This is a genomic window from Gordonia sp. 852002-51296_SCH5728562-b (genome assembly GCF_001665475.1).
Classification (GTDB): domain Bacteria; phylum Actinomycetota; class Actinomycetes; order Mycobacteriales; family Mycobacteriaceae; genus Gordonia; species Gordonia sputi.
Genome location: NZ_LZMI01000132.1, coordinates 1 through 25,768, shown reverse-complemented (window position 1 = coordinate 25,768; position 25,768 = coordinate 1). Strand labels below are relative to the sequence as shown.

General features: G+C 65.2%; 27 protein-coding genes. 9 read left to right on the top strand and 18 right to left on the bottom strand.

The features are described 5' to 3' along the window. Positions 1 to 8: 8 nt before the first annotated feature. Positions 9 to 557 (bottom strand): PaaI family thioesterase, encoded by a 549-nt coding sequence (locus tag A5766_RS22040; RefSeq protein WP_005204798.1) that lies wholly within the window; start codon positions 555 to 557, stop codon positions 9 to 11. A gap of 66 nt (positions 558 to 623) precedes the next feature. Between A5766_RS22040 and disA the strand changes: the two genes are divergently transcribed. The 3 genes from disA to A5766_RS22025 all read left to right on the top strand — a co-directional run bounded on the left by disA (position 624) and on the right by A5766_RS22025 (position 3,466). Continuing rightward, positions 624 to 1,724: a DNA integrity scanning diadenylate cyclase DisA gene (gene disA / locus A5766_RS22035; RefSeq protein ID WP_005204795.1), complete on the top strand. Its 1,101-nt coding sequence runs from the start codon at positions 624 to 626 to the stop codon at positions 1,722 to 1,724. Between the two features lie 63 nt (positions 1,725 to 1,787). Next, positions 1,788 to 2,843, top strand: coding sequence for a DNA polymerase III subunit beta family protein (locus A5766_RS22030; RefSeq protein ID WP_064906418.1), 1,056 nt, complete (start codon positions 1,788 to 1,790; stop codon positions 2,841 to 2,843). A 20-nt stretch (positions 2,844 to 2,863) separates the two neighbouring features. Further along, on the top strand, positions 2,864 to 3,466 hold the full coding sequence (locus A5766_RS22025) for a hypothetical protein (RefSeq protein WP_005204792.1): 603 nt from the start codon (positions 2,864 to 2,866) through the stop codon (positions 3,464 to 3,466). On the opposite strand, the gene A5766_RS22020 is transcribed toward A5766_RS22025, so the two are convergent. Both A5766_RS22020 and A5766_RS22015 read right to left on the bottom strand, forming a co-directional pair. After that, positions 3,391 to 4,140, bottom strand: a complete 750-nt coding sequence (locus tag A5766_RS22020; protein ID WP_064863433.1) for a hypothetical protein — start codon at positions 4,138 to 4,140, stop codon at positions 3,391 to 3,393. The two genes, A5766_RS22025 and A5766_RS22020, sit on opposite strands and share 76 nt — an antisense overlap. A gap of 130 nt (positions 4,141 to 4,270) precedes the next feature. Then, entirely contained in the window at positions 4,271 to 4,996 is a 726-nt protein-coding gene (locus A5766_RS22015; protein ID WP_005204789.1) for a carbonic anhydrase, read from the bottom strand. Here A5766_RS22015 and A5766_RS22010 point away from each other — a divergent pair. Further along, the gene (locus tag A5766_RS22010; RefSeq protein ID WP_064906416.1) at positions 4,995 to 5,888 is read left to right on the top strand and encodes an A/G-specific adenine glycosylase; all 894 of its coding nucleotides are present in this window, start codon (positions 4,995 to 4,997) and stop codon (positions 5,886 to 5,888) included. The genes A5766_RS22015 and A5766_RS22010 overlap by 2 nt on opposite strands. A 103-nt stretch (positions 5,889 to 5,991) precedes the next feature. Then, positions 5,992 to 7,185, top strand: coding sequence for a hypothetical protein (locus tag A5766_RS24530; RefSeq protein WP_064906414.1), 1,194 nt, complete (start codon positions 5,992 to 5,994; stop codon positions 7,183 to 7,185). Positions 7,186 to 7,189: 4 nt separating this feature from the next. On the opposite strand, the gene A5766_RS22000 is transcribed toward A5766_RS24530, so the two are convergent. After that, positions 7,190 to 8,056, bottom strand: coding sequence for an alpha/beta fold hydrolase (locus A5766_RS22000; RefSeq protein WP_005204785.1), 867 nt, complete (start codon positions 8,054 to 8,056; stop codon positions 7,190 to 7,192). A 50-nt stretch (positions 8,057 to 8,106) separates the two neighbouring features. Between A5766_RS22000 and A5766_RS21995 the strand changes: the two genes are divergently transcribed. From A5766_RS21995 to A5766_RS21985, 3 genes are all read left to right on the top strand, one after another. Beyond that, entirely contained in the window at positions 8,107 to 8,415 is a 309-nt protein-coding gene (locus A5766_RS21995) for an antibiotic biosynthesis monooxygenase family protein (protein ID WP_005204783.1), read from the top strand. 64 nt (positions 8,416 to 8,479) lie between these two features. Then, positions 8,480 to 9,091 (top strand): LON peptidase substrate-binding domain-containing protein, encoded by a 612-nt coding sequence (locus tag A5766_RS21990; RefSeq protein WP_005204782.1) that lies wholly within the window; start codon positions 8,480 to 8,482, stop codon positions 9,089 to 9,091. Between the two features lie 144 nt (positions 9,092 to 9,235). Continuing rightward, positions 9,236 to 10,729 (top strand): aldehyde dehydrogenase, encoded by a 1,494-nt coding sequence (locus tag A5766_RS21985; RefSeq protein WP_005204780.1) that lies wholly within the window; start codon positions 9,236 to 9,238, stop codon positions 10,727 to 10,729. Positions 10,730 to 10,749: 20 nt separating this feature from the next. Here A5766_RS21985 and A5766_RS21980 read toward each other — a convergent pair whose 3' ends face one another. The 14 genes from A5766_RS21980 to A5766_RS21915 all read right to left on the bottom strand — a co-directional run bounded on the left by A5766_RS21980 (position 10,750) and on the right by A5766_RS21915 (position 24,362). After that, the gene (locus A5766_RS21980) at positions 10,750 to 11,520 is read right to left on the bottom strand and encodes a glucose 1-dehydrogenase (protein ID WP_005204778.1); all 771 of its coding nucleotides are present in this window, start codon (positions 11,518 to 11,520) and stop codon (positions 10,750 to 10,752) included. A 69-nt stretch (positions 11,521 to 11,589) separates the two neighbouring features. Next, positions 11,590 to 12,360 carry an SDR family NAD(P)-dependent oxidoreductase gene (locus A5766_RS21975; RefSeq protein ID WP_005204775.1) on the bottom strand — a complete coding sequence of 257 codons (771 nt, stop codon included), beginning with the start codon at positions 12,358 to 12,360 and terminating at the stop codon, positions 11,590 to 11,592. A gap of 258 nt (positions 12,361 to 12,618) precedes the next feature. Further along, positions 12,619 to 13,278 (bottom strand): hypothetical protein, encoded by a 660-nt coding sequence (locus tag A5766_RS21970; RefSeq protein WP_005204773.1) that lies wholly within the window; start codon positions 13,276 to 13,278, stop codon positions 12,619 to 12,621. Then, positions 13,278 to 14,078 (bottom strand): hypothetical protein, encoded by an 801-nt coding sequence (locus tag A5766_RS21965; RefSeq protein ID WP_231894777.1) that lies wholly within the window; start codon positions 14,076 to 14,078, stop codon positions 13,278 to 13,280. The genes A5766_RS21970 and A5766_RS21965 overlap by 1 nt, the downstream gene beginning before the upstream one ends. Before the next feature lie 8 nt (positions 14,079 to 14,086). Then, positions 14,087 to 15,523, bottom strand: a complete 1,437-nt coding sequence (locus A5766_RS21960) for an MCE family protein (RefSeq protein WP_005204770.1) — start codon at positions 15,521 to 15,523, stop codon at positions 14,087 to 14,089. Then, the gene (locus A5766_RS21955; protein WP_082965602.1) at positions 15,520 to 16,851 is read right to left on the bottom strand and encodes an MlaD family protein; all 1,332 of its coding nucleotides are present in this window, start codon (positions 16,849 to 16,851) and stop codon (positions 15,520 to 15,522) included. Before A5766_RS21955 ends, A5766_RS21960 begins: the two co-directional genes overlap by 4 nt. Beyond that, complete coding sequence (locus tag A5766_RS21950; protein WP_005204767.1) at positions 16,851 to 18,125, bottom strand: MCE family protein; 1,275 nt, start codon at positions 18,123 to 18,125, stop codon at positions 16,851 to 16,853. Before A5766_RS21950 ends, A5766_RS21955 begins: the two co-directional genes overlap by 1 nt. 1 nt (position 18,126) lies before the next feature. Beyond that, positions 18,127 to 19,278: an MCE family protein gene (locus A5766_RS21945; RefSeq protein ID WP_064906560.1), complete on the bottom strand. Its 1,152-nt coding sequence runs from the start codon at positions 19,276 to 19,278 to the stop codon at positions 18,127 to 18,129. Continuing rightward, complete coding sequence (locus A5766_RS21940; protein WP_005204764.1) at positions 19,275 to 20,342, bottom strand: MCE family protein; 1,068 nt, start codon at positions 20,340 to 20,342, stop codon at positions 19,275 to 19,277. Before A5766_RS21940 ends, A5766_RS21945 begins: the two co-directional genes overlap by 4 nt. Then, positions 20,335 to 21,513, bottom strand: a complete 1,179-nt coding sequence (locus A5766_RS21935) for an MCE family protein (protein ID WP_005204762.1) — start codon at positions 21,511 to 21,513, stop codon at positions 20,335 to 20,337. Before A5766_RS21935 ends, A5766_RS21940 begins: the two co-directional genes overlap by 8 nt. A 4-nt stretch (positions 21,514 to 21,517) precedes the next feature. After that, the gene (locus A5766_RS21930) at positions 21,518 to 22,369 is read right to left on the bottom strand and encodes an MlaE family ABC transporter permease (protein ID WP_005204760.1); all 852 of its coding nucleotides are present in this window, start codon (positions 22,367 to 22,369) and stop codon (positions 21,518 to 21,520) included. 3 nt (positions 22,370 to 22,372) lie between these two features. Beyond that, positions 22,373 to 23,137, bottom strand: a complete 765-nt coding sequence (locus A5766_RS21925; protein WP_005204758.1) for an MlaE family ABC transporter permease — start codon at positions 23,135 to 23,137, stop codon at positions 22,373 to 22,375. Positions 23,138 to 23,197: 60 nt separating this feature from the next. After that, positions 23,198 to 24,088: a 3-oxoacyl-ACP reductase gene (locus A5766_RS21920; protein ID WP_005204756.1), complete on the bottom strand. Its 891-nt coding sequence runs from the start codon at positions 24,086 to 24,088 to the stop codon at positions 23,198 to 23,200. Between the two features lie 85 nt (positions 24,089 to 24,173). After that, entirely contained in the window at positions 24,174 to 24,362 is a 189-nt protein-coding gene (locus tag A5766_RS21915) for a ferredoxin (RefSeq protein ID WP_005204755.1), read from the bottom strand. A gap of 107 nt (positions 24,363 to 24,469) precedes the next feature. On the opposite strand from A5766_RS21915, the gene A5766_RS21910 reads away from it, so the two are divergent. Then, positions 24,470 to 25,672 carry an acyl-CoA dehydrogenase family protein gene (locus tag A5766_RS21910; RefSeq protein WP_005204753.1) on the top strand — a complete coding sequence of 401 codons (1,203 nt, stop codon included), beginning with the start codon at positions 24,470 to 24,472 and terminating at the stop codon, positions 25,670 to 25,672. The last annotated feature ends 96 nt before the right edge of the window (positions 25,673 to 25,768 follow it).

Sequence of the window (25,768 nt, the reverse complement as noted above, 5' to 3'; positions counted from 1 at the left end):
ATTCGACATCACGGGCGCGACATGCGCTGCTTGTACTCGTCGGCCATCGCGCTGTTCTCGACGTGCTCGGCGAAGTGCTGCCGTGCGTCGATGGTCACAAAGATGCTGTGGCCGACGACGACCGGCTGCGAGGGGTCGCCGAGATGGCCGACGGCCTCGACGTAGACCTTGCGACGCTGCCTACCGAGGATGTCGGCCCGCAGGTACAGCGTCGAACCGATCGGGACCGGGGCGACGAAGTCGACCTCGAGGTGCACCGTGACAGCGGACGGTCCGATCAGCAGCGGGACGGTCCCCATCACCTCGTCCATCGCCGTCGACAGGATGCCCCCGTGGATCACACCGGGGCCGCCCTCGAATCGCGGCTCGACAAGCATCGACGTCTCGACAGCGAACCCGTCGGCCGCGCGCACCTCGAGATGCAGTCCCTGCGTTGACTCGGCGCCACAGCCGAAGCACAGCGGATTGTGCATGCGGATCGGCTCCCCAGGTGCAGCCGCTTTCGGGTGGCGTTGCAGCGGGTCGAGGTCGGTGGGCACCACGAAGTCACGTTTCACGTGCGGTTACCCTAGTCTGCGACGGACCGTGACCTTCACTCGCGGCCGCGAGAAGGGACGCAAGCCATGAGCGACACCGCGCGAACCGAGCCTGGAACACGCTCGGAACTGATGCGTGAGACGCTCGCTCGCGTCGCGCCGGGGACCGGACTTCGGGACGGGCTCGAGCGCATCCTGCGCGGCGGCACCGGTGCGCTCATCGTCATCGGACACGACTCCGACGTCGAGAAGATCTGCGACGGCGGGTTCCACCTCGACGTCGAGTTCGCCCCGACACGTCTACGCGAACTGGCCAAGATGGACGGGGCCGTGGTGCTGTCCACCGACGGTAAGCGGATCGTGCGCGCCAACGTCCAACTCGTGCCCGACCCGTCGATTCCGACAGAGGAGTCGGGCACGAGGCACCGGTCGGCCGAGCGCACAGCGATCCAGACCGGGCATCCGGTCATCTCGGTGAGTGCGTCGATGTCGATCGTCAGCGTCTACGTCGACGGACTCCGCAAGGTGGTCGAGAGCCCCGACCCGATCCTCTCGCGCGCCAACGTCGCGCTCTCGACGCTCGAACGCTACAAGGCGCGGCTCGATGACGTCAGCGCTGCGCTGTCGCGCGCCGAGATCGAAGATTACGTACTGCTCCGCGACGCGATGTCGACAGCCCAACGCATGGAGATGGTGCGTCGGGTCTCGGCCGAAATCGACGACTACGTCCTGGAACTCGGCGTCAACGGCCGACAAGTCAGCCTGCAGCTCGAAGAGCTCATCGCCGAGAACGACACGATGCGTGAACTGCTGGTCCGCGACTACTACGCCAGCCCGGAGCCCGCGACCACCGAAGAGGTACGCGGTTGCATCGAGGCGATCGAAGCGCTGTCCGACGCCGACCTCCTCGATCTTTCCCTCCTCGCGGGCGCATTCGGTTACCCGACGACGATCGAGGCGCAGGACACCGCGATGAGTCCTCGCGGCTACCGCCTTCTCGCGGGCATCTCGCGCTTGCAGTTCGCACACATCGACCGCCTCGTGCGCAGCTTCGGGACGCTGCAGGCGCTTCTCGCGTCGTCGGCCGCAGACCTGCAAGCCATCGAAGGCATCGGCGGCATCTGGGCCAGGCATATCCGTGAAGGACTGTCGCGGCTCGCGGAGACCAGCATCGAGCGGTTCGACTAGCCGATCCACCTCGGCCCAGAGCCGCCTTGACCTTCGAGTGGGTCGAGACTCGATGATGTTCGAGTGAATGACACGGAACTGATGTCGATCGGCGCGTTCGCCGAGCTCGCCGGAATCACGACCAGTGCGCTGCGGTTCTACGACGACGCCGACGTGCTCCGCCCCCACCGCGTCGACCCGGCGTCTGGGTATCGGTTCTACAGCAGGTCGCAGTTGACGCGCGCCACGCGGCTGCGCGGGCTCCGTGCAATCGGGATGCCCCTGCCGACAATCAATCGGTTCTTCGAGGCGACCGCCGAGCAGGCCACGAAGCTCATCGACGAGCAGGTTGCCAAGGTCAACGCTGAGGCCGACGAGATCGCCCGTGCCGCAACAACTCTCAAAGCTTCGCTCGACGATGCAGCCTGCCACCCACTCTGCACGGTCGCTGGCCCGGTCCTCGCTGCGGCAGTCCATCAAGTCTTGACCTCCACCGCCGACGACCCCGACTTCGCTGTCCTGCGCGGCGTACGCGTCGAGGTCGACGCCGACGGAATCTCGCTGACCGCAACCGATCGCTATCGGCTGACCACCCGAACGTTGGTGGGGAGCCGTCTGCCGACGGCGGACCACCCCTGGGCGGCGACCGTCGCCGGCGAAGACCTCGCGGCGTCGACCTCCCTGCTGCGCCGCAGTCCGTCAGTGACGCTTGACGCCTGCGCCACGACCCTCGATTTACGCGCGGCCGACGGCAACGCGACACATTGCCGCCTGCTGACCGCAGACTTCCCCGATCGCTCGGCATTACTCGACTCTCTCGCCCCTCCGACGCATCGCGTCACCGTCGGGACCCGACAGTTCCTGAAAGCCCTGGAGCGAGCATCGGAGAAGGTCGGTCTGCGTGTCGCCGACGGCCGGGCCATCCTGCTCCTGCCCGACGAATCCACACGACTCGACGGCACGTCGACGGGCCACGACATCACAATCTGGTTCGAGCTGACCACCCTGTACCCGGCGCTGAGCAACGCACTCGGCAGCGACGTGATCCTCGACCTTCGCTCTACCGATCAGCCGGCCACCGTTCGCTCAGCAGACGACGGCGACCTCACGACGCTCGTCATGCCCTGCAGGCCCAACTGACCCCCGAACCGAAGGAGCGCATGGACACGATGGACGCAACCACCACAACCGACCCGACGATGGATGCGATCAGCAAAGCCGTCGCCCTCGGGCACACGGGTGACGCGGCGTCGGCGCAGCGCGATCTACTCGAGATCTGGGACCGCATCGGTGCCGCGGGCGATCCGTTCCACCGCTGCACCCTGGCTCACTACCTGGCCGACCTCTACGACAATCCCGCGCAAGCCTTGGTCTGGGACATCCGCGCGCTCGACGCCGCTGCAGCACTCACCGATGAGCGCACCGGGCAACATCACGACGGACTTCGTGTCGCAGGCTTCTACCCGAGCCTGCACCTCAACATCGCCGACGATCTCCGCCGCCTGAGCGCATTCGACGCCGCGGCCGAGCACATTCGCACCGCAGAGCGGCACGCGGCAGCGCTGTCCGACGATGCCTACGGTGACATGATCCGCACGGCCATCGTTGAGGTCGGTGCGGCCATCGAGAGCAGGGATACCGATCCCAGAGCGTCGGCACTGGCGTCGCCGGCTGAACCCGCAGGACGCTACTGCTGCGCCGGCGCCACGACGTTGAACGTGATCGGCGCCGATTCCTTCTCGCCCATCTTGCCGATCGCCTGATACGACCCGACCGGCACCTGGACGCGCGGCTTGTCGCAGCCGGGGTTGCTCGTCGTACCCGACCAGGTGATGGTGTCCGTGGCTTGCTGCTTCGGTTGCAGCACGACGTTGTTCACGTCTTTCAGCGGCGAGCAATCCTGCGCCGACCACAGCGTGCGCGTGCCGTCGAGTGTCCTCACCACAACATTCTGCGCGGCCTTCCCGACGTCGCGGGTGCACGCGGTCAGACCCGCGTTGGTGGTGACGATCGTGAACACCGGCTGATCGCCGACCGTGTAGGTCGGCTTGTCGGTGTAGAGCACCACGGCGATGTTCTGGTCGGGGCACAGCGGAGTCCCGTTCACTCCCGTCGCGGGAGCCGGGACGTCTCCGGAAGCCTGCGACGCTCCCGGCTGACCGGACACGCCCGCAGCATTGTTTCCGCCGCTACCGCCGCCACCGTTGCCTGCCCCACCGGACGGGGCTTCCGACGACTCCGACGATCCGTACGCGGGCGTCGTCGTTGTCGAGATCGACGACGACGACGCGGCGTTCGACGGCGACTTGTCGCCTCCGGAGGTGGTCCACACGATCAAACCGATGACCAGGGCAAGCACGGCCACACCGACACCACCGGCGACGATACGACGACGCCAATAGATCTCAGATGGCAACGGGCCCTGCGGTTCGATCACGCATCCACGCTAACGGCCACGTTCTATACGACGGCTGACCCGAAGCGGCGTGTCGCTGAGAAAAACGCGCCTGACCGGCGCAAAGTCTAAAGGTTGACTTCAGCTGCGTGATCCGCGAGCCGCGTGAGCGTCACGCAGACGCGGCCTCGTCGACAGCTGGAGACACTTCATGTGCGACAGCTGGAGACGCTTCGTGTGCGCCCTTGTGGCCATTTCCAGCAGTATCGATCTCGACGTAGCTCTGGCCGATGTCGCCGTAGGCACCCTGCAACTGGACGGCACCTTCGTTGAGCGCGTACGTCAATCCGACGATGGCCAGCTTTCCGTTGGCCACCCGATCGGCGATGATCCGACTGCGCTGCATCAGCAAGCGGCCGGTTTCGACGACGTGCCGCGCCTCGAACTCGTCGACCCTGGTCAGCCCCTCGCTGCGGCCGGCAAGGATGCTCGGCGTGACGCGTTCGACCACGTCGCGGATGTAGCCACCGGGAATCTGCAGGTCATCGAGAGCGTCGAGCGTCGCCTTGACCGCTCCACAGCTGTCGTGGCCGAGGATCACGACGAGCGGCACCTCGAGTACCTCCGCGGCGTACTCGAGCGAACCCATCACCGCCGAGTCGACGACGTGGCCCGCGGTGCGAACCACGAACATGTCGCCGAGACCCTGGTCGAAGATGATCTCCGCCGCCAGTCGCGAGTCGGCGCAGCCGAACAGCACGACGTGGGGGTGCTGGCCTGCGACGAGACGCGCGCGGTCCTCGATACCCTGACTGGGATGCTCAGACTCTCCGTTGATGAAGCGCCGGTTACCTTCGCGCAGAACGTCCCATGCCTGTTTCGGGGTCAATCCGATCATGTCGCTTAGTCTGCCACCTCAAGTCCTGCTGGGCTGGTTCGACGCCAATGAGCGCGACCTGCCATGGCGCGAGCCAGGGCTTTCGGGCTGGCAGATTCTCATCAGCGAGATCATGCTCCAGCAGACTCCCGTTGCCCGCGTCGTCGAACCGTGGCGGGAATGGGTCCGACGCTGGCCCGTCCCATCGGCGATGGCCGCTGCGTCGCCCGGCGACGTCCTGCGGGCCTGGGGAAAACTCGGCTATCCGCGTCGTGCGCTGCGCCTTCACGAATGCGCTCGGGTGCTCGCCGCCGATCACGACGACAGGGTCCCGGACGACGTCGCGACGATGCTCACCCTGCCGGGCATCGGCGACTACACCGCCCGGGCAGTCGCCTGCTTCGCCTACGGCCAGCCGGTTCCTGTCGTCGACACCAACGTCCGACGCGTTCTCGCGCGTGCCGTCCATGGGCGCGCCGAGCCCGGCAATCCGTCGAAGAAGGATCTCGCCGACGCCGAGGCCGTGCTGCCCCGCGATCCCGACGGCACCTACGCGTCGTCGACTCCTCGTTTCAGCGCCGCATTGATGGAGCTCGGCGCCCTGGTGTGCACTGCACGAAACCCCGACTGTGAGCGATGCCCGCTCTCGTGCGCCTGGGTCAACGCGGGCAAACCCGCACACACGGGTCCGCCCAAACGAGTGCAGAAGTTCGCGGGCACCGACCGCCAGGTTCGTGGACTGCTCCTCGACGTTCTGCGTGGCACCGATGGTCCGGTCGTCCGCGACAGACTCGACATCGTCTGGACAACCGACACAGCACAGCGTGACCGGGCTCTCGACTCACTTCTCGTCGACGGCCTGGTCGAAATCACCTCAGACGGCCGCTTCTGCCTGGCAGGCGAGGCGGGCTGAGTACACCCCTCGCCCAAGCGGCAGATCAGCCGGACCACGACACGGTCAGCAATATGTCGTTCGTACTCTTCAACTGAGCCGCAAGGGTTGCTAGCTTTGCCTGATGACTGAGCCGCCGAACGAATCGACGCCTTCCGGATCCAACCCGAACGAGCCGTACGGGACGAACCCCACGCCGGGTCAACCCCAGTACGGACAACCCCAGTATGGCCAACCCGCACCCGGCCAACCTCAATACGGACAACCCGACCTCAGCAAGCCCTCGACCGACCAGCCCCCGACCGGTCAACCCCAGTACGGGCAACCTCCGACCGGCCAGCCCCAGTACGGGCAACCTCCGACCGGCCAGCCCCAGTACGGGCAACCGCAGTACGGGCAGCCCCCGACCGGCCAGCCCCAGTACGGCCAGCCGCCGACCGGCCAACCCCAGTACGGCCAGCCGCCGACCGGCCAACCCCAGTACGGCCAGCCCCAGTACGGGCAACCGCAGCCGGGTTCGGTTCCCCCCGGCGGTACGCCACCTCCCGGCCAGTTCGGTGCCGCACCCGGTTACCCGGCCGCACCCGCACCCGGCGCTCCTGGCACCCCGTTCAGCGTCGGCGAGAGCTTCAGTTGGGCATGGAGCCAGTTCAAGGCCAACCCCGGCCCGATGATTCTGCCCGGCGTGATCATGGCTCTCGTAGCACTTGTGTTCTGGTCATTGATCGTCTGGGGTTCGTCGCTTTACACGACCACCACCACCGAAACACTCGGCGGCTCCGAATACGGCGGCACCAGCTACAGCTACGAGACCACGTCGATCAGCGCCGGAGGGCTCGCCGCATTCATCGCCATCTACATCATCGGGCTTCTGATCCTGCTGTACATCGAAGCAGCGATTCTCTCCGGCGCGGTACGTGTCGCCAACGGAGAATCCGTCGACGCCAAATCGTTCCTGGTGCCCATCCGCTTCGGCCCCGTCATCGGCACGGCAATCCTCGTCGGACTCATCACCGGCGTCGCCTCCCTGTGCATCGGTATCGGCGGCCTCATCGCGGGATTCCTCCTGCAGTTCGCTGTCCTCGCGACGATCAGTGAGGGCAAATCGCCAGGCGACGCCATTACTCGTTCGTTCAGGGTCACCACCAACAGGATCGGCGACTCGATCCTGACCCTGATCATCGTGTGGCTCACCAACCTCGTGGGCGCCCTGATCTGCGGCATCGGCCTGATCGTGTCGGCACCGCTCGCCGCACTGTTCCAGGTGCACGCGTTCCGTCGCATCGTCAACGAGCCGATCGCGCCGCCCGCTCCCTGAGCAGCTACCGATACGGCAACGCAGAGAGAAACGCTTCGACGGCGCCCCGGAAGACCTCCGGGGCGTCGTCGTGTATGAGGTGACCTGCGCCGCTGATCTGGATGTGAGCGGAGTGGTCGTTGATCGACGCCATCTTCCGCATCTGCCCCTCGGGCGTCACGGTGTGCTCGGCTTCGATCAGCAGACTCGGCACCGGAACGCTGCGCCACTGATCCCAGAAGTCGCGTTCACCCCACTCCTGCGCGATCGCGGCCCAGGTTGCGAGCTGACCGTGCAACGCGCCGTCGTCGAATGCCTCGTAGAAATACCGTCCCGCGACGTCGCCGAACATCTGCCTGGCGTGTCCGAGTGAGCTGAACCGGTCGGGCCAAGAGTCGAACCAGGGCGTCCACTCGGCGGTGGTGCGGCCACGGAAGTCCGGCGCCATGTCTTCGACGACGAGCGCGCTGACCAGTTCGGGGTACTCCGCGGCGGCGCACCACGCATGCAGCGCGCCCATCGAATGTCCAACCAGCACAGCGGGTCCGAGGTCGATCCAGGTGAGGATCTCGGCGAGGTCGGCGACGAATCGTTCGGTGGAGACCTCCGCGGGATCGGAGATGAGCGCGGCGTCGGCTCCGGTGTGAAATGCGGCGTCGAACGTGAACACCCGGCCGTACCTACGTAGCCAGGGAATCTGCCGCCGCCAGGTGCGGCCACGCCCCATGAGTCCGTGGAGCAGCACGATCGGCCCAACACCGAGCGCGTCCGCCGACTGCTGCGCATCGAGGCCCCGGTCCGGACCGCCGTGATCGAGCAGGCCCGTCTCAGCCGTCACATACCCCGCCTCCGACGTCGGATATCCCGCCTCGGGCGTCGAATATGCAGTCACAGTGAATGAGGTTAATCCGACGCACAGACATTCCGAACTAGGCTGAGGACATGACTGTTGTGAAGATCAACGCGATCCATGTCCCCGAGGGCTCAGGGCCCGAACTCGAGAAGCGCTTCGCACACCGCGCGCACTCGGTCGACGGCTCGAAGGGCTTCCTCGGATTCCAGTTGCTGCGCCCGGTCAAGGGCGACGACCGCTACTTCGTCGTCACGCAGTGGGAGACCGAAGAGGATTTCCAGGCATGGGCTGCCGGTCCCGCACGCGAGGCTCATTCGGGTGAGCGCGCGAAGCCGGTTGCCAGCGGCGCAGACCTTCTCGAGTTCGAGGTCGTCCTCGACGCGAAACCCTCTGCCTGACAATCCCTTTCACACCGGATAGACGATTGCCCACACGGAGAGTGTGAACATGAGCGCACAACCCATGTTCCCGCTCGGCACAGCGCTGCTGCCGGGTGAGGTGCTTCCGCTGCGGATCTTCGAACCGCGCTATCGAACGATGCTCGACGACTGCCTCGCCGTCGCCGACGGACCGCCACGTTTCGGTGTCGTTCTCATCGCGCGCGGTTCGGAGGTCGGCGGCGGCGATGTGCGCCACGACGTCGGAACCTTCGCGGCAATCGACCGCGTGAGCCGCGACCCGGGCGGACTGTCGTACGTCCATTGCGTCGGCACCAGACGCTTCCGGGTGACCGAATGGTTGCCCGACGATCCGTACCCGCGCGCCGAAGTGTCAGTCCTCAACGAGCCGAAGACCAACGCCGCGGCCCGTGCCGACTCGATCGCGCTCGGAGTCCGCATCCGTGAGATCGTCGTCGACGCCTACACCCGGCGTGGCACACCCATCCCCGACGACCTGCCTTCGTTCGACGACGCCGACCTCGACGACGCCGGGCTCTTCGGCTGGGCAGCCCGCCTTCCGATCGGCGCCGCCGACCGACAGTCACTCCTCGAAGCACCCGACACCCCCGCGCGGATCGCGATACTCGACGACGCCGTCGAGGGATTCGCCGCCCGCATCGCCTTCGATTCCTGATCTCGACACCAGAGTTAGAACGTGTTCTAGTATTGGATGTGCGGTGGTTCACACCTGTCCGCGCCCCTCCCCGAAGAGTGTTCAGCAATCTCCAGAGCACAGCGGAGTCGAGGGAAACATCGGGTACCAACTTCAGGAGCACGCATGACCCAGACCGTCGAACCTCGTTCCTCGAACGAGGCAGGCACATCCGACGACCGGACCGAGCTCTACATCGGCGGCACGTGGGTGAAGCCCCATTCGACCGAGATCCTCGAGGTGTTCTCGCCCGCGACCGGCGAGCGAGTCGCATCCGTTCCGCTCGCCGACGAGGTCGACGTCGACACGGCTGTCCGTACCGCTCGCGCCGCCTTCGATGCTGGCGTGTGGTCGCAGAAGTCTCCGGAAGACCGTGCAGCCGTGCTCGATCGCGTGGCCGACATCATCGACGAACGCGCAGAAGCGATCTCGGCTCTGGTGTCGTCGGAGATGGGCGCCCCGCCGAGCGCCGTCGACATGCTGCAGAAGCTGCCCGGCACCGGCGTGCTGCGCTCGTACGCCGAGGCCGCACGCAACTACGCCTGGATCGAGTACCGCAACGGCCTGTTCGGCACCACGCGCATCACGCGTGAACCGGTCGGGGTCGTCGGCGCGATCACCGCATGGAACGTCCCGCTCTTCCTCGTCTGCAACAAGCTCGGCGCAGCACTCGCGGCCGGCTGTTCAGTGGTGCTCAAACCTGCACCGGAGACACCGCGGACGGCCAACGCCGTCGCCGAGATCTTCACCGAGGCAGGCGTTCCCGAGGGAGTCATCTCGATCATCCCCGGCGGACCGGACACCGGCAAAGCACTCGTCGCGCACCCGGACGTCGACAAGATCACGTTCACCGGGTCGACGGCCGCCGGTCGGCAGATCGGCGCCGCGTGTGCCGAGTCGCTCAAACGCTGCTCGCTGGAGCTCGGCGGCAAGTCGGCGGCAATCGTCCTCGATGACGTCGACATCAACAACATCGGCATGATGGTCTTCCTCGGCCTGTTCAACACCGGACAGGCGTGCGTCGCGCAGACCAGGGTGCTGGTGCCCGCGAGCCGCAAGGACGAGATCGTCGCGGCAATGGTCGAGGCAGCCAACGCCATGAAGGTCGGCCTGCCGAGCGAACCCGACAGCCAGCTCGGACCCGTCATCAACAAGCGCCAGTTGGAGAAGATCGAGGGCTACATCGCCAAGGGCAAGGAAGAGGGAGCCACCGCGACCCTCGAAGGCGGCCGCCCCGAGGGCCTCGACTCCGGCTACTTCCTCACCCCGACGATCTTCACCGACGTCACCAACGACATGACGATCGCCCAGGAAGAGATCTTCGGCCCGGTGCTGTCGGTCATCACCTACGACGACGTCGACGACGCGATCGCCATCGCCAACGACTCCGACTACGGTCTGGCGGGCACCGTGTGGACCGCCGACGTCGAGCGCGGCATCGAGATCTCCGAGAAGATCCGCACCGGCACCTTCGGGATCAACTTCTACGCCATCGACCCCGGCTCACCGTTCGGTGGCTTCAAGAGCTCGGGCATCGGCCGCGAATGCGGGCCAGAGGGACTCGAGTCGTTCGTCGAACACAAGTCGACGATGATGCCGATGGGCTATCAGGTCTCCTGACTCGAGTCCCAGGCTCGGGTTTACAGCAGCGAGCTCACGAATCCGCCGTCGAGCACGAGGCTGCTGCCGTTGCACCACGACGATTCGTCCGAGGCAAAGAAGGTCACCGCAGCAGCTACTTCTTCCGGCGTTCCGTAGCGTCCCTGCTTCTGCGCCATGACTGCGTCGAAGCCGCCTTCGGGTAGTCCGAGGGCGGCTTCGAACAGTGGAGCCGCGGTGGTGACCAGTTCCGTATCGATGAAGCCCGGCAGCACGGCGTTGACCCGGATTCCGTGCGCCCGGAACTCCGCGGCTGCGGTCTCGGTGAGGTTGCGTACTGCAGCCTTGGCCGCGGCATACGGCGCGATCAGCGCGGAGCCCGCGGTCGCGGTGATCGAGCTGATCGTCACGATCGACCCTCCGCCGGACGCGATGATCGCCGGTGCGGCGTAGCGGATCGAGAGAAACACGCCGTCGAGGTTGACCGAGGTGGTCTTGCGCCAGTCCGCGTACGACATCTCCGCAATCGGCTGCACGGAACCGACCCCCGCGTTGGGAACCATGATGTGCAGCCCGCCGAAATGCTCCTGCGTGTCGGCGATCAGTTGCTGCACCTGCGCCTCATCGGTGACATCCGTGGTGCACGCGATAGCGCCGTCGATCGAGTACGCGACCGACTTGGCGGCGTCGGCGTTGATGTCGGAGACCACCACACGCGCACCCTCCTCTCCGAACCGTCTGGCGATTGCGGCGCCGAGTCCTGCGCCCGCTCCGGTGACAACGGCAACGCGGCCGTCCAGCTTCTGTGACATGAGTTGGTCCTCTTTCTCTACTGGTGGGACGTTTTCTACGTATAGGTCGGAGTGAGTCGAAATACGAAGTCAGACAAGGGAAGCGGTGAGCCCGCCGTCGAGCACATAGTGGCTTCCGGTTACCCAACTCGCGCGGTCTGATGCGAGGAAGCACGCGACCTCCGCGATGTCTTCCACGGTTCCGAGACGTCCCTGCTTTGCGGCGACGAGGTCACCGAAGGGGGCGTCGGTCGCCGCTTCGAACTCGGGGGCGAGCCGGTCGACCATGGACGTATCCGCGAATCCGGGACAGACGGCGTTGACGCGAATTCCGGTCTGACGGAGTTCGACCGCGAACACACGGGTGAGCTGGATGAGCGCCGCCTTGGTGGCGCAGTACGAGCCGAGCAGCGGACTTCCGCCGACCCCCGCGACCGATGCGATGTTGACGACGTTGCCCTTGCTTTCGGCCAGCGCGGGCACGGCAGCCTTGGTGGCCACGAACGGTCCACGGACGTTCACCGCGAAGATCTTGTCGAAGCTGTCCGTCGACTGCACTGCGAGCGGTGCCGCGATCTCGATGCCCGCGTTGTTGACCAGCACATCCAGCCCGCCGAGCAGTTCCTGCACCCGAGCGATCGCGTCGACGACGCTCGCCTCGTCGGTCACGTCGCAATTGGCTACGCCTGCCGCACTCAGATCGGCTGCTGTCTTGTGAGCCGCGTCCTCGTCGAAGTCACTGATCACCACCTGGGCGCCGCGGCTGATCGCCAGCTCGGCGATTCCCCGCCCGACACCGCGCGCAGAACCGGTGATGAAAATGCGCTTACCCTGCAATTCCGAATTGGACACTTCCGACATCAACACGAACCTCTCTCGAATCTGTTGGCGCTGCACAACAGGTGCGACGACATCACCGATAGGTGCCTGAATTCGAGGACTGCATCGTGCTTCATCACGAAAGTCGTTGCGGCGGGCGCTAATTCGCGGAACTAGCCGCTCGACGCCGCCCTGCTGTGTGCCACACGACACTATCTATGCCGGAGTGACCTACACCATGTCCTCCGGACATGAAGTCCACGGACAGATTTGGCTCGTCCGCACAAAGGGGTGTTACCACTAACCAGCGGGTGGTGCCGACGATTCGGTGGGAGCGTCAGGCGACGGACTCGGTGCCGGACTTGCCGATGACGGCCCGGGGAGCGGGACCGCACCTGCCGGCGGAGTCGATGTCTGCTCGATACGACTGCGGAACGAGTCGTCGGTGATGATCTCGATCTTCTCGATCATCCAGGTGTCGTCGTGGCGGACCATCGAGAACGTCAGTCGGCTCGGGTCCACCCGCACGAGGTCCTTACCGTTGCGGCTGACCGACTGATTCATGAAGAGCAGCACCGTCGAGGTGTCGCGTGTGTTGGTCACGACGCCCGCGTCCTGGATGACGGCCTGAGAGACGACGCGCTGCTTGCGCACTCCCTCGACAAAGTTGTCCTTGTCGTCGGGCAGCGGCTGCGCGATCAGCCTGTCGTACTCGGTCTTCGCCGATCCGATGACGACGTTCTTGGACCGCTGCACGTGATCGGCGACGTTCACCGGGTCGTAGCCGAACATCGTCGTCGCGTAATCCCTTGCCGCAGACAGTGATGACTCACGCGAGTCCTCCGTGGCACGAGCGTCGAAGTACCTGAATCCGAGAAACCCGGTCAGCACGGCACACGCCACCGCGATGACGGCGAGTCCCACTCCGACGAGGCGTCGCGTCGTGATTGCGGTCGCCATCAGACCACCCACTCGAAGTTGGTCATCTTGAGATCACCGTTGATCCGTGTGATGTCCACTCGCCAGCGGAACGTCTGAATAACGGTCTCCTGCTTGGGATCCTGCGACTTCATCTCCCACCCGTACACGACGATCACCGAGCCCTCGTCGTCGGTCGCCTTGGTGACCGCGTCGGTGATCACCGACGACGTGACGGTCTGATTCTGGGTACGGATCAGGTCGGTCACCTGGGCCATGGACTGCTTGATCCGTTGCTGCGCAGGGCCACTCGTCTTGTCCTGCACTGTCTGCAACGCCTTGTCGACGTTGCCGGGGTTGAGCGATGTCAGGTCGATGGTCATCTGACGCGCAAAGCCCGAGTACGACGCTCGCAGCTCGTTGTGGTGATCGAGCCGACTGGTTCCGACGGCGAAGAAGGTCGACGCGACGACGCACGCGACGATGAACAGCGCGCACACCACACCGGCGACGACCCACTTGCCACCTGCTCCGCGACCCACTCGCGCGCGACGTTCCACCTGCCGGCTCGGCGTCGAACCCTGCCTTTTGGCGCGGCGTTCGCGGTAGCTGACCGCGGATTCCCCGGCGGGTTCGGCGGTGCCCCCGGCGGGTTCGGCGGTGCTCTCGGCAGTTTCCTCGGCGGCCTCAGCGGGCTCCACAGCGCTCTCAACGGCCTCGGCTTCGGCGGTGTTCTCGTCGAGTTGCTCCGGTGCCGGCGCGCTCTCGGCGGGCTTGATCGGTTCGCGCTTGTTCTTGCGGCCCCGGCGCAGCGGTGCCGAGCGCACCGGTTGAGCGCCCACCTGCCGATTCACCCTGCCATCCCGCTGGTGATCAATCCCTGCCACGTGCTGCTTTGTCCTTGACTGTCGCTGCTTGCAGGAGCGTCCCTGCCGGTTCCGGCGTTGTACGTCTTGCCGTCCGGGCCGATGAAGTCACCCGTATCCGGATCGTACGTGGTGCCGTAAACGGCCGGACCAGCCTCATACGACCCGGGGGTACCAGGCGTCGTATAGCCGGCGGGGGCGGGCACGAGGCCCGGGATCCCGTTGGGCAGAGCGACGTTCTTCTCCGTGCTCGCCTTGAAGCCCGTCCGGCATTCCTCAGGCGTCGGGGCGCGTCGGCCGGGGAACTCGGCGCACGGGAAGTTCCTGGCACCGCGAACCGCGATCTGCGCATCCTGCGGTAACCGGCACAGCAGACCGGGAGGCAGGTCGCGGGCGGTTTGCACCGCGGGACTGCGCCACTCGTTGGACGGCATGAATCCGACGGTGCACGGCGCGGGATCCTGGAAGCCCAGCGAGAACAGGACGCTCGGCCCGTACTCGGCCGAGCCCTGATGAACCGCGGTCAGCAGCGAGCTGATCAACCGCGGATAGATCACCACCACCTGCTGGAGATTCGGCAGGTAGAGCGCCAGTGTCTTCGACGCGACGCCGAGGTTGTTGATCAGCATCGGCAGCGTCTGATCCATGTCTGCGAACAACTGCTGCGACTTCGACGCCGTCGACGGCCCCTTGGTCAGGATGTCGGTGATCTCCGGCTTGTTGGCACGCAACTGATCGGTCACCTTGACGGCGTTCGCCGTCCACGCACGGACCGAGTCCGCTGTCCTGTTCTGCGTCTCCAGCAGCGGGCCGGTCTGCTTGATCAGATCGATCGTCACGTCGACGTTCTTGTCGGCGTCGGCGACGAGGAGCGTCATCGAGTCGAGCAGGCGCCGAAGATCCTCACCGGTTCCGTTGAATGCGGTGAACGCCTCGTCCATCACGTTGCGCAATCGGGTGTCGCCCACCTTGGCGAGCAGGGCATTGGCCTGCTCGAGCACCGACGAGATCTCGACCGGCACGTCGGTGCTGTGCACGACCGCACCGTCGCCGAGATAGTCACCACCCGATCCGGACTTGGGTGTGAACTCGACGAACTGCTCGCCGACCGCCGACACGCTGCGGATCGACGCAGTGGAGTCTGCGGGGATCTTCGCCGAGCTGTCGATCGACAGCGTCGCCGCGACACCGTTCGACGTGAGGCGGACCTCCTTGACCTTGCCGACGTTCACTCCGCGGTAGCTGACGTTCGCGTTGGTGTAGATGCCGCCCGTGCTCGGCAGTTCGAGTGTCACGTCGTAGCGACCGACACCAGCCATCGCGGGCAAGCGCACGTAGTACACGGCCATCGCGACAAGTGCGACGACGGTGACGATCGCGAAGATCGTGAGCTGCATCCGGACGAACCTGGTGATCTTCATCGGCCACCACCGTTCGCGGGAACGGGTGTCCGGGGAGCGGACGTCCGGGGGGCGGTGGACGTTCCCGTTGCGGTCGACTCCTGCGTGCCGGCGGGGACAGGGTCCGCACTGTCGGGCCGCTTCTCACCGCCGGGTACCAGCGGCGACGTGAACGGATCCAGCCCGCGCTTGGCCGCTCCGGCAGGTTGGCCGGTCACCCCTTCCGGTCCGACGAGACCCGAGGTCATCAGAATTGTCTGCTTGAGCCTGTCGACCGTCAGGTCGAGCACGAGGTCGGAGTTCACGTAGTCGCCCTTGACGATCTGCGGAATCGTCTCCTCCAAGAAGGGGAAGGTGAACAGGATTCTGGTCGCCCCCGGCAGCGCCGGACCCGCCGCAGCGAGTGCGCCGAGCGTCGGATTCAGGTTCGCGACGATGGTCTTGATGTCGTCGGTGTTGGCGCGCAGCACATCGTTGACGGTCTTCGAGAGGCCACTGAGCGCCGACAATGCGCCGGTGAACTTGTCGCGTTCGTCGTTGAGCATCGCCAAGATGGCCGGCCCGTCGGCGAGAGCCTTTTCGACGGTCGGCTTCTGCTGGTTGATCGTCGTACTCAACCGGTCGAGGCCGTCCATCGCGTCGATGATGTCGCCCGACTGGCTCGAGAGGTCGGAGATGAGCGTGTTCAGGCGCGGCACGAGCGCGCGGATCGACGCCGCGTTGCCGCCGAGCACCTGACTGAGCTCATGGGTGATGTCGCCGAGCTGCGAGAGTCCACCACCGTTGAGCACCACCGATAGTGCACTGAGCACCTGTTCGGTGGTCGGGTATGCGCACTGGGGTACCTGCTGGGCGGAGTTGATGTCTGCGACCCGCTGGCCCGATGGCTGCTCGATGTTCTTCTGCTCCGGGCACGCGGGCAGCGGGATCTGATCGCCGGCGTGCAGGTAGCCGGTTGTCGCCTTCTCGGGTGGCACGATCGCCAGATGCGTCGACCCGAGCACGCTCGTCATCCCGACCTTCACGTACGAACCGCGTGGAACCTGCACCCCCGGGTTGAGCCTGATCGGCACCGCCGCATGCCAATTCGCGTCGACATCGATATTGCCGACGCTTCCGACCGTCACGTCGTTCAGCATCACCGGTGAGTTGTTGGTGAGACCCGCCGCGGTCGGGATCACCGCTGAGATCTCGTACGATCCGTTGCCGGTGCCCTGCGCGCCCGGCACGGGCAGGCTGTCGGCGCCGTCGAATCCACAGGCCGTCGCGATGGCCGTGACCACCGCGATCATGAGCGCGGCGCGCAGGCTCCTGCGGCGCGACCCGCGAGTTCGGTTGGGGCGCAGCATCAGCCCTCACCTCCCCACGGCACCAGCAGGTCGCCGAGCCCGCCGCCGTTACCGCGACGCGTCGCTGCGTCCTGATCGCGAATGCCCTGCTGGGCGCGGGCCTTGACGTCGGCGTTCTGGTAGGTGACCTGGCTGGGTAGTGCGCTCTTGCCGACGACCGGATCGGAGAGGAAAGGCGGGTACGCCACCGAGATCGAACCGAGAACGGGCGCAAGCACATCGACACACTTCTCGACGTCGGCCTGGCTCTGGCCCGGCCTGTTGTTGGCCTCCATCGTTCCGCAGAGCAGCGTGATGAGGTTGTTGCCCATGCCCAGCCCGAAAACGCCGGACAGTGAACCGGTCAGCGGGTTGTAGATGTTGTAGAAGTTGGCGAGCTGATTGGGCGCCGAGTGCAGCAGCCCGCGGATCTGGTTGTCCTTGTCCGCGAGGATGCGCGTCGTGGTCGACAGCTTCGCCACCGAGCTGGTCAACGCCTCCTTGTTCTGGTCGATGAACGCCGTGATGTCGCTCATCGCGGAATCCAGATTGTGCATCGCGCCGTCGAGCTGCGTCGTGTTGTCGGCGAGAACATCTGTCACAGAGGCGATCCGGCCATTGAACTGAACCAGCTCCTCGTGACTCGTCGAGAGCGCGTCGGTGAGCTTCTGCAGGTTGCGGATCGTCGAGAACAGGTCGTCGCGGCCCGACGACAGCGTCGACATCACGTCGGAGAGGTTGGTGATCGACGAATTGATCGCCTCACCGTTGCCCTGCAGGTTCTTGTCGGCGACGTCCATCAGCTTGGCGGCCGATCCCTTGTCGGCGCCATCGGGTCCGATCGCCTTGGTCAGACTCGAGAGTTGCTTCTTGACGTCGTCCCACTCCATCGGAACAGCGGTGCGCTCCATGGGAATCGCGCTGCCGTCGTTGAGCTGCTCTCCGCCCGCGTAGACCGGAGTCAGTTGGACGAACCGGCCGGAAACGAGACTCTGAGCCACCACCACGGCCCGTGCGTCGGCCGGAATCGCCGTCGACCGATCGACGTCGAGCGTCACCTTCACATCGCCCGCACGAGGCGTGATGGAGCTGACCTTTCCGACGCGGACACCGAGCACACGCACGGTGTCGCCGGTGTAGAGACCGTTCACCGACGGGAAATAGGCGGTGATCGTCTTGGTGGTCGCCCTGTCGTAGACCGCGTATCCGATGATGGCCGCGAGAACCAGCAGCGCCACCAGACCCGCTGCGCCCCATGCCTTTCGACTCCCCGGGAGGGAACGACGGAATGCCATGTCAGCCACCTGCCGTCGGGGTCGGGTAGGTCGGCGGCGGCGCCGGTGCCGTGTTCTTCTGCGGGGAGGGCGGCGCTTGGCTCCAAGCCTGCGGCAGCAGCGGGAAACCGCTGTAGCCGAACGCCTTCCACGCCTCGGGATACTTCTGCTGAAGGATCTTCATGAACGTCGCGGTGTAATCGCCGAAAGTACTGACGCCGACCAGGGATTCGAACCGCGGGCCCGATGCGACGGCCTCGCCGAGCGCATTGGCGTACGGCCCCAGCCGGTCGAGAGTCTGTTTGAGGTTCTCCTCGTTGTCGTTGAGGATGTCGAGCACACCGTCGAGTTTCGTCAGGGCCGGCCGCAGTTGTTCGTTGTTCTCCTTGATGAATCCGGAGATCTGCTCGGCGACGTCGCGGGTCCCACTGATGAGCTGCGCGATGGCGGTGCGTCGGAACTGCAGTTCGCCGACGAGCGAATTGGCATCCACGAGAAGCTGATTGATCTGCTTGCTCCGGTCACCGATCACGTCGGTGACACCGTTGGCTTTGGCCAGCAGTGCACGAAGGTTGTTGTCGCGGTCGGCAATCGCCTTGGACAGCCGTGACACGCCGTCGACCGCGCCCTGTACTTCGTCCGGGGTGGACGAGAACGTCACCGACAGGGTGTCGAGGGCCTTGTTGAGCTGATCGGTGTCGGTCTGTGCGAGCGAATTGGTCGACTCGTCGAGAGCGTCGGAGAGTGAATACGGTGCGATGGTGTTCCGGTTGGCGATCGACTCGCCCGGCCGGATCCGTCCACCGCCGTGCGGCAGAATCGTCAGATTCCTTCTGCCGAGCACTGTTTCGGTCTTGATCGCGGCCTGCGTATCCGTACCCATCACCACGGTATCGTTCATGCGAAAGGTGACCGAGGCCTTCGTGCCCTGGTCGGTCGGTGCGAGCACGATGTTCTCGACCGTACCGACCTTCACGCCGGAGACCGTCACGATGTCGCCGGTCACCAGCCCGCCCGCGTCGTCGAAATATGCGGTGTATCTGCTGATCGGTGACAGATACGGCAGCTCGTCCATCTGCATCGCGACGATCACGACCATCGCGGTGACGACTACGCCGATGAGTCCAATCTGAACTCTGCTGCGCCCGTTGAGGAGCGCCCGCTTCTCGCTCATGTCGCCGCGCACCTCCCTCCGGCCTTCGTGGTATCGCCCATCACGTCGTTGGAGGTGAAGAAGTACTGCTTGCCGTCGGGTCCGCTGAGCAGCAACCGGATTCGACAGAAGTAGATCTGCAGCCATGCACCGTAGCTGCCGAGATTGGAGAGCTTCTTGAAGTCATTGGGGAGTCGTCCCGCGAGTTGCCGCAGGTATGGCTCCGACTTCAACAGGTTGCCCGAGACCGTGCCCGTCTCGGCGACGATCTGCTTGAGATCGGGACGCGTCGCACCGAGCAACCCCGACAGTCCGTTGGTCACCGCGGCCGTCTGCGTCAGCGCGTTTCCGATGGTTCCGCGCTGTGCCGACAGGCCGGTGATCAACTGCTGCATCTGGTCCAGGCTGGTGTCGAGACCCTTCTTGTCGCCGTCGAGAATGCCGAGCGTCTGGTTGAGGTTGTCGATGACGTCGCCGATCAATTGGTCCCGATCGGCGAGCGCGCCGGTGAACGACGACGTCTGCGCGAGCAGATTGGTCAACGCCTCCCGCTGTGCTCGGCCCTGAAAGACCTCGATCAGCGACGCAGACAGTTGGTTCACCTCGTCGGGGTTGAGCGTGCGGAACAGCGGTTTGAACCCGCCGAGCAACTTGTCGAGGTCCATCGCGGGCTCGGTCTGCCCGATCGGGATCGTCGCCCCCGAGGGCAGTGTGTCGTCGGGATCGCCCTCGCCTTGCTCGATGTCGACATATCGGTCGCCCGTCAGGTTTTCGTAGCGGATCAACGCGCGCACGGATCGCGGTAGCCGGTACTTCTCGTCGACGCTGAACGACACCTCGGCGTCGTTGCTTCGCGTCAACCCGACCTTGTGCACGGTGCCGACCTGCACGCCGGCGATCTTCACCTTCGACCCCGACTTCATCTCCGACGCACTCGTGAAGATCGCGGAATAGTCCGACGACGATCCCGGCCGATAGTTGCTGAACACGGCGACGAGGCCGACGAAGACCAAGATCATGACGGTCGCGAATGCGCCCAGCTTGATGACGGTGGCGCGGAACGCGCGGGTGCGATTGTCAACCACGGGCGGGCTCCCCGAAGAGCACCTGGAAGAGCTTCTCGCGTGAGGCCTTCGGAGTGGTGCGTGGCTGGTAGGGCACGGGAGCGTTGTCGGTTACGTAGAAACCCGAGTTGACGTCGGTTGTGGGATCACTCAGGGCTCCATCGCAGGTCGGCGGGCCGTCGGCGCCGACAATCGGGAGGCTCTGCGGATACGTGTAGGGGTCGGTGCCCGGCTGTAATCCGGCGTACAGCAGCAGGTTGTTGTTCTTGCCGCCGAGCATCGGCTTGGCGAGATCAGCGGCCTGCGCGCTGGCCGTCAAGAAGCACGTCAGTCCCGGCGACTGGTAGCCGAGAAGCCGCGCGACGGGGTTCAGGTTCGACAGTGTGTTGATCAGTGTCTGCTTGGGCGGCGAGAGCACGCCGTTGATCGTATTGGCCATCCCAGTCGCGTTGATCAGAAGCGCGTCGAGGTTGGCCGAGTTGTCGAGCAACGTGTTGCCGAGGAACGTCGCGTTGTCGATGGTCCGCATCAGATCCGGCATGGCGTCGGCGTACACATTGGTCGCTCCCGCGGCCTGTTCGATCGCCTCGTTGAGCTCCGGCAGATGAGGGTTGGTCTTCGCGAGCAACCCCGACAGTTGGTCGAGCGAGGCACCGATCTGCTTGCCCTGCCCCGACAGTGCAGTGTCGACGGCGCCCATCACGGCGTTGAGCTTGTCGGGCTGGAGGTCGGCGAGCACGTTGACCAACTGTTGGAAAACGGTATTGAGTTCGACGACGACCCGGTCGGCCGCGATGACCTGCCCGGCGTAGAGGTGGCCCTGCGGTCCGGTCTCTGGGATCACCAGGTTGACGGCTTTGGCCCCGAAAACCGTGTTGGATTTGATGTCTGCGGTCACGTTCGCGGGGATCTGCGACATTTTGTCGCTGTCGATGTCGAGGTCGAGCACCGCGTGACCGTCGGCCTGCCTGATCGTCGCGACCCTGCCGACCTGCACACCGCGCAGTTTCACCTTGGCGTCGGGACTCATCACCAGACCGGCTCGCGGCGTGTTGAGCGTGACCGACTGAGTGTCGGCGAACCAGCCGAGGAACTGTGCGCCGGCACCGACGACAACCGCGACGAGACCACCCACCATGATCACCGCTGCCGTCTTGCGGACCAGTGGGCTCCGCTCTTGTCTGCGCGCCATCTGATCAGCCCGCCAGGTTGAACTTGCCGTCGGCGCCGTAGATGGCGAGCGAGGTGAGCAGAGTGATGACGACGACAACCACCAGCGACGCGCGCACCGCGTTGCCGACCGCGACGCCCACGCCGACCGGACCGCCGTCGGCGTTGTAGCCGTAGTAGGTGTGGATCAGCATCACCGCGATGGCCATACAGATGGCTTGCACGAACGACCAGAGGATGTCCGACGGGATCAGGAACGTATTGAAGTAGTGGTCATACACACCCGACGACTGCCCGTAGAGCACGACCGTTGCGAATCGGCTGGCGACGAACGCTGCGAGGGAGGCCAGCGAGTAGAGCGGGATGATCGCGATCATGCCCGCCACGATGCGCGTGCTGACCAGGTAGGGAATCGACGAGATCGCCATGGTCTCCAGTGCGTCGATCTCCTCACTGACGCGCATGGCACCCAACTGTGCTGTCGCTCCCGCGCCGATCGTCGCGGCAAGCGCGATACCCGCGATCACCGGAACCGCGATGCGGACGTTGATGAACGCCGAGAAGAATCCCGTCAGCGCCTCGACACCAATGTTGGCCAGCGAACTATAGCCCTGAACCGCGATGGTGCCGCCCGTGAACAACGTCAGGAATCCGACCACGACGACGGTGCCGCCGATCATCGCCAGCGCACCAGAGCCCATGGAGATCTCCGCGATCAGCCGAAGCGTCTCCTTCTTGTACTGGCGTACCGCTCGCGGGATCGCAATCAGGCTGTCCCAATAGAAGAGCGCCTGATCGCCGATCTGGTTCCAGTCGTCGCCCGCGCGTTTGATCGCGACTCTGGCGGTCTGGAGCCGCGTCGTGAAGGGAAGGACCATTTCTCAGCCCGCCGTCGCCTTCACGCCGACCGCGGTCACCACGACGTTGACGACGAACAGCGCCATGAAGGAGTAGACGACGGTCTCGTTCACCGCGTCGCCGACGCCCTTGGCCCCACCCTTGACGTTGAGTCCCTGATAGCAGCCGACCAATCCCGCGAACAGCCCGAACAGCGCCGCTTTGACCATCGAGATCATCAGCTCACCGAAGCCGGTGAGCAGCGTGAGGCTGGCGAGGAACGCACCCGGATTGACGTCCTGCAGATAGACCGAGAACAAGAATCCGCCGCCGATACCGATCGTGCACACAAGGCTGTTGAGCAACAGCGCCACGCCGGTCGAGGCGATCACGCGAGGAACCACCAGTCGGTGCACCGGGTTGATCCCGAGCACCTCCATCGCGTCGATTTCCTCGCGGATCGTCCGTGCGCCGAGGTCGGCGCAGATTGCCGTGGCGCCCGCTCCGGCGACGATGAGCACCGTGACAATGGGACCGATCTGAGTGATCGTGCCGAGCGCTGCGCCTGCTCCCGACAGGTCTTGCGCACCGATCTCGCGCAGCAGGATGTTGAGCGTGAAGCTGACGAGCACGGTGAAGGGGATCGCCACGAGCAGCGTCGGCATCATCGAAACACGCGCGATCGCCCACGATTGCTCGACCGTCTCCCGCCACTGAAAAGGACGATGAAACAGCTCGCGGAATGAATCGACACCTAGGGCAACGAAGTCGCCGACCTGTTCCAGCGGCGCGTCAAGCCTGCGCGACAAACGTCTGCTCCTCTTCCCCGGTTTCCAAGCAACCTAGCACGCAAAACACACAGAAGTGGGTCAGTTGACCAGCCCACGCGCCGTGAAGGTTTTCGACGGATCGCGCTCGGCAAAATACGACGTGAGCGTCTTCGCGAGATCGTCGGAATCCCAGGTGCCACTCTCGGCCTCGAAGACCTCGTCGACGGTCGGCGCGGCCATCAGGGTAACGCGCGGACCATAGACGACGAAGACCTGTCCGGTCACGTCGTCGGAGTCGGGCGACGCCAGAAAATTCACGAGTCGTACAACGTGCTCGGGCGACAGCGGGTCGACGCCATCGGCGGGTCCATCACCGAATACCGCGGCGGTCATCGCTGTCCGCGCGCGTGGACAGATCGCGTTTGCACGCACGCCGTAGCGCTTGAGCGCGCGCGACGAGGAGAGGGTGAGCGCGGTGATCCCGGCCTTGGCCGCGGCGTAGTTCGCCTGCCCCTCGGGGCCGAGCAGACCGGCTTCCGACGAGGTGTTGATCAGGCGCCCGTAGACGGGTCCGCCCGCCTTCTTCGACTCGTTGCGCCAGTAGGCGCCTGCGTTGCGGTTGAGCAGGAAGTGTCCCCGGAGGTGGACCCGGATCACCAGATCCCACTCGTCGTCGGTCATGTTGAACAGCATCTTGTCGCGGACGACGCCCGCGTTGCTGACCACGACGTCGAGTCGGCCGAGGTCTTCGGTGGCAACGCGCATGATCTCTGCCGCGACGCCGGAGTCGGAGATGTCGCCTGCGACGGGCACCGCTCGGCCGCCCGCGCCGGTGATGGTCTCGATCGTGTCGCTGGCGTCGAGCGCGTTCGCGAGGTCGTTGACGATCACGGTCGCACCCGCCTTGGCGAGACCGATCGCCTCGGCCCTGCCGAGACCAGCACCGGCGCCGGTGACCACGGCGACCCGATCGTCAAGTGACTGCACCATCACGAACCCCTTTCAATTACTAGAACCTGTTCTAACATGCGCGCCCTGCGCGCCGGAACAGAACCCCCGAAACCACTCGTCGAATTCACTCGAGCCGCAGTGCCGACTTAGGACATCCGGCCACTGCCCGACGCACCTCGTCGACCTTCTCGTCGGGCACCTCGTCGGACAGAATCACCAGGTAGTCGTCGTCATCGAGGTCGAAGAACTCGGGTGCGAATCCGACGCACACACCGTTGGCCTCACATAGGTCGAAATCCGCCTTGATTCGCATCAGTACCCCTCTTCGTTGTCAGGTCCGCTGGTTGACGGCTGGGTGGATACAGGTTAGAACGTGTTTCAGAAGTTGGCGAGTACCCACCGAAAGCACAGGGGTCGAACATGCGCATCGCGTACACAGAGCAACAGGCCGATCTCCGTCGCGAGCTGCGGTCGTATTTCGCAGGGCTGATGACAGACGAACGACGCGCCGCACTCACGGGCGGTGACGGCGAACTCGGCGAGGGCGACGCGTACCGCGACGTCGTGGCACAGATGGGCTCCGACGGCTGGCTCGCGCTCGGCTGGCCGACCGAGTTCGGCGGCCAGAACCGTTCGATGATGGACCAGTTGATCTTCACCGACGAGGCCGCGATCGCGGGCGCGCCCGTCCCGTTCCTGACCATCAACTCGGTTGCGCCGACGATCATGAACTACGGCACCGACGAGCAGAAGGCCTTCTTCCTGCCCAAGATCGCGGCGGGTGAACTGCACTTCTCGATCGGATACTCCGAGCCGGAGGCAGGCACCGACCTCGCGGCTCTACGCACGACCGCCGTGCGCGACGGCGACGAGTACGTGATCAACGGACAGAAGATGTGGACGTCGCTGGTCGCATACGCCGACTACATCTGGCTCGCGTGCCGCACCGACCCGTCGACCCTCGAGCCCGGCGGAAAGAAACACAAGGGCATCTCGATGCTCATCGTCCCGACCGACAGCGCCGGATTCGACTACACCCCGGTCCACACGATGTCGGGCGTTGACACATCGGCCACCTACTACTCCGACGTCCGGGTACCGGTGAGCGCGCGAGTCGGCGAAGAGGGCGGCGGCTGGCCGCTGGTGACCAATCAGCTCAACCACGAGCGGGTCGCGCTCTGCAGCGCCGCCCCCGTGCAGACCGCGCTTCGCGAAACCGTCGCTTGGGCACAGCAACACAAGACCGGCGACGGCCAGCGCGTCATCGACGCACCGTGGGTGCGCACAAACCTCGCGCGGGTACACGCGAAGGTCGAGTACCTGAAGTTGATCAACTGGAAAATCGCCTCCGCCGCGGCATCCGGCGGATCGCCGAGTCCTGCCGACGCCTCGGCCACCAAGGTTTTCGGCACCGAATTCTCCACCGAGGCTTACCGTTTGCTGATGGAGGTCGTCGGACCCGCCGCGACGCTCCGGCAGGATTCGCCCGGCGCCCAGCTCCACGGCCGACTCGAGCGCTACCAGCGGACCTCGCTGATCCTCACCTTCGGCGGCGGCACCAACGAGATCCAGCGCGACATCATCGGCATGCTGGCCCTCGGCCTCCCGCCCGCCCGCCGCTGAGGCGCTGATCGAGCTACTTTTCGCTGATCGAGCTTGTCGAGATCACCCCGCTGATCGAACCCCACCACCGCTGATCGAGCTTGTCGAGATCACCAA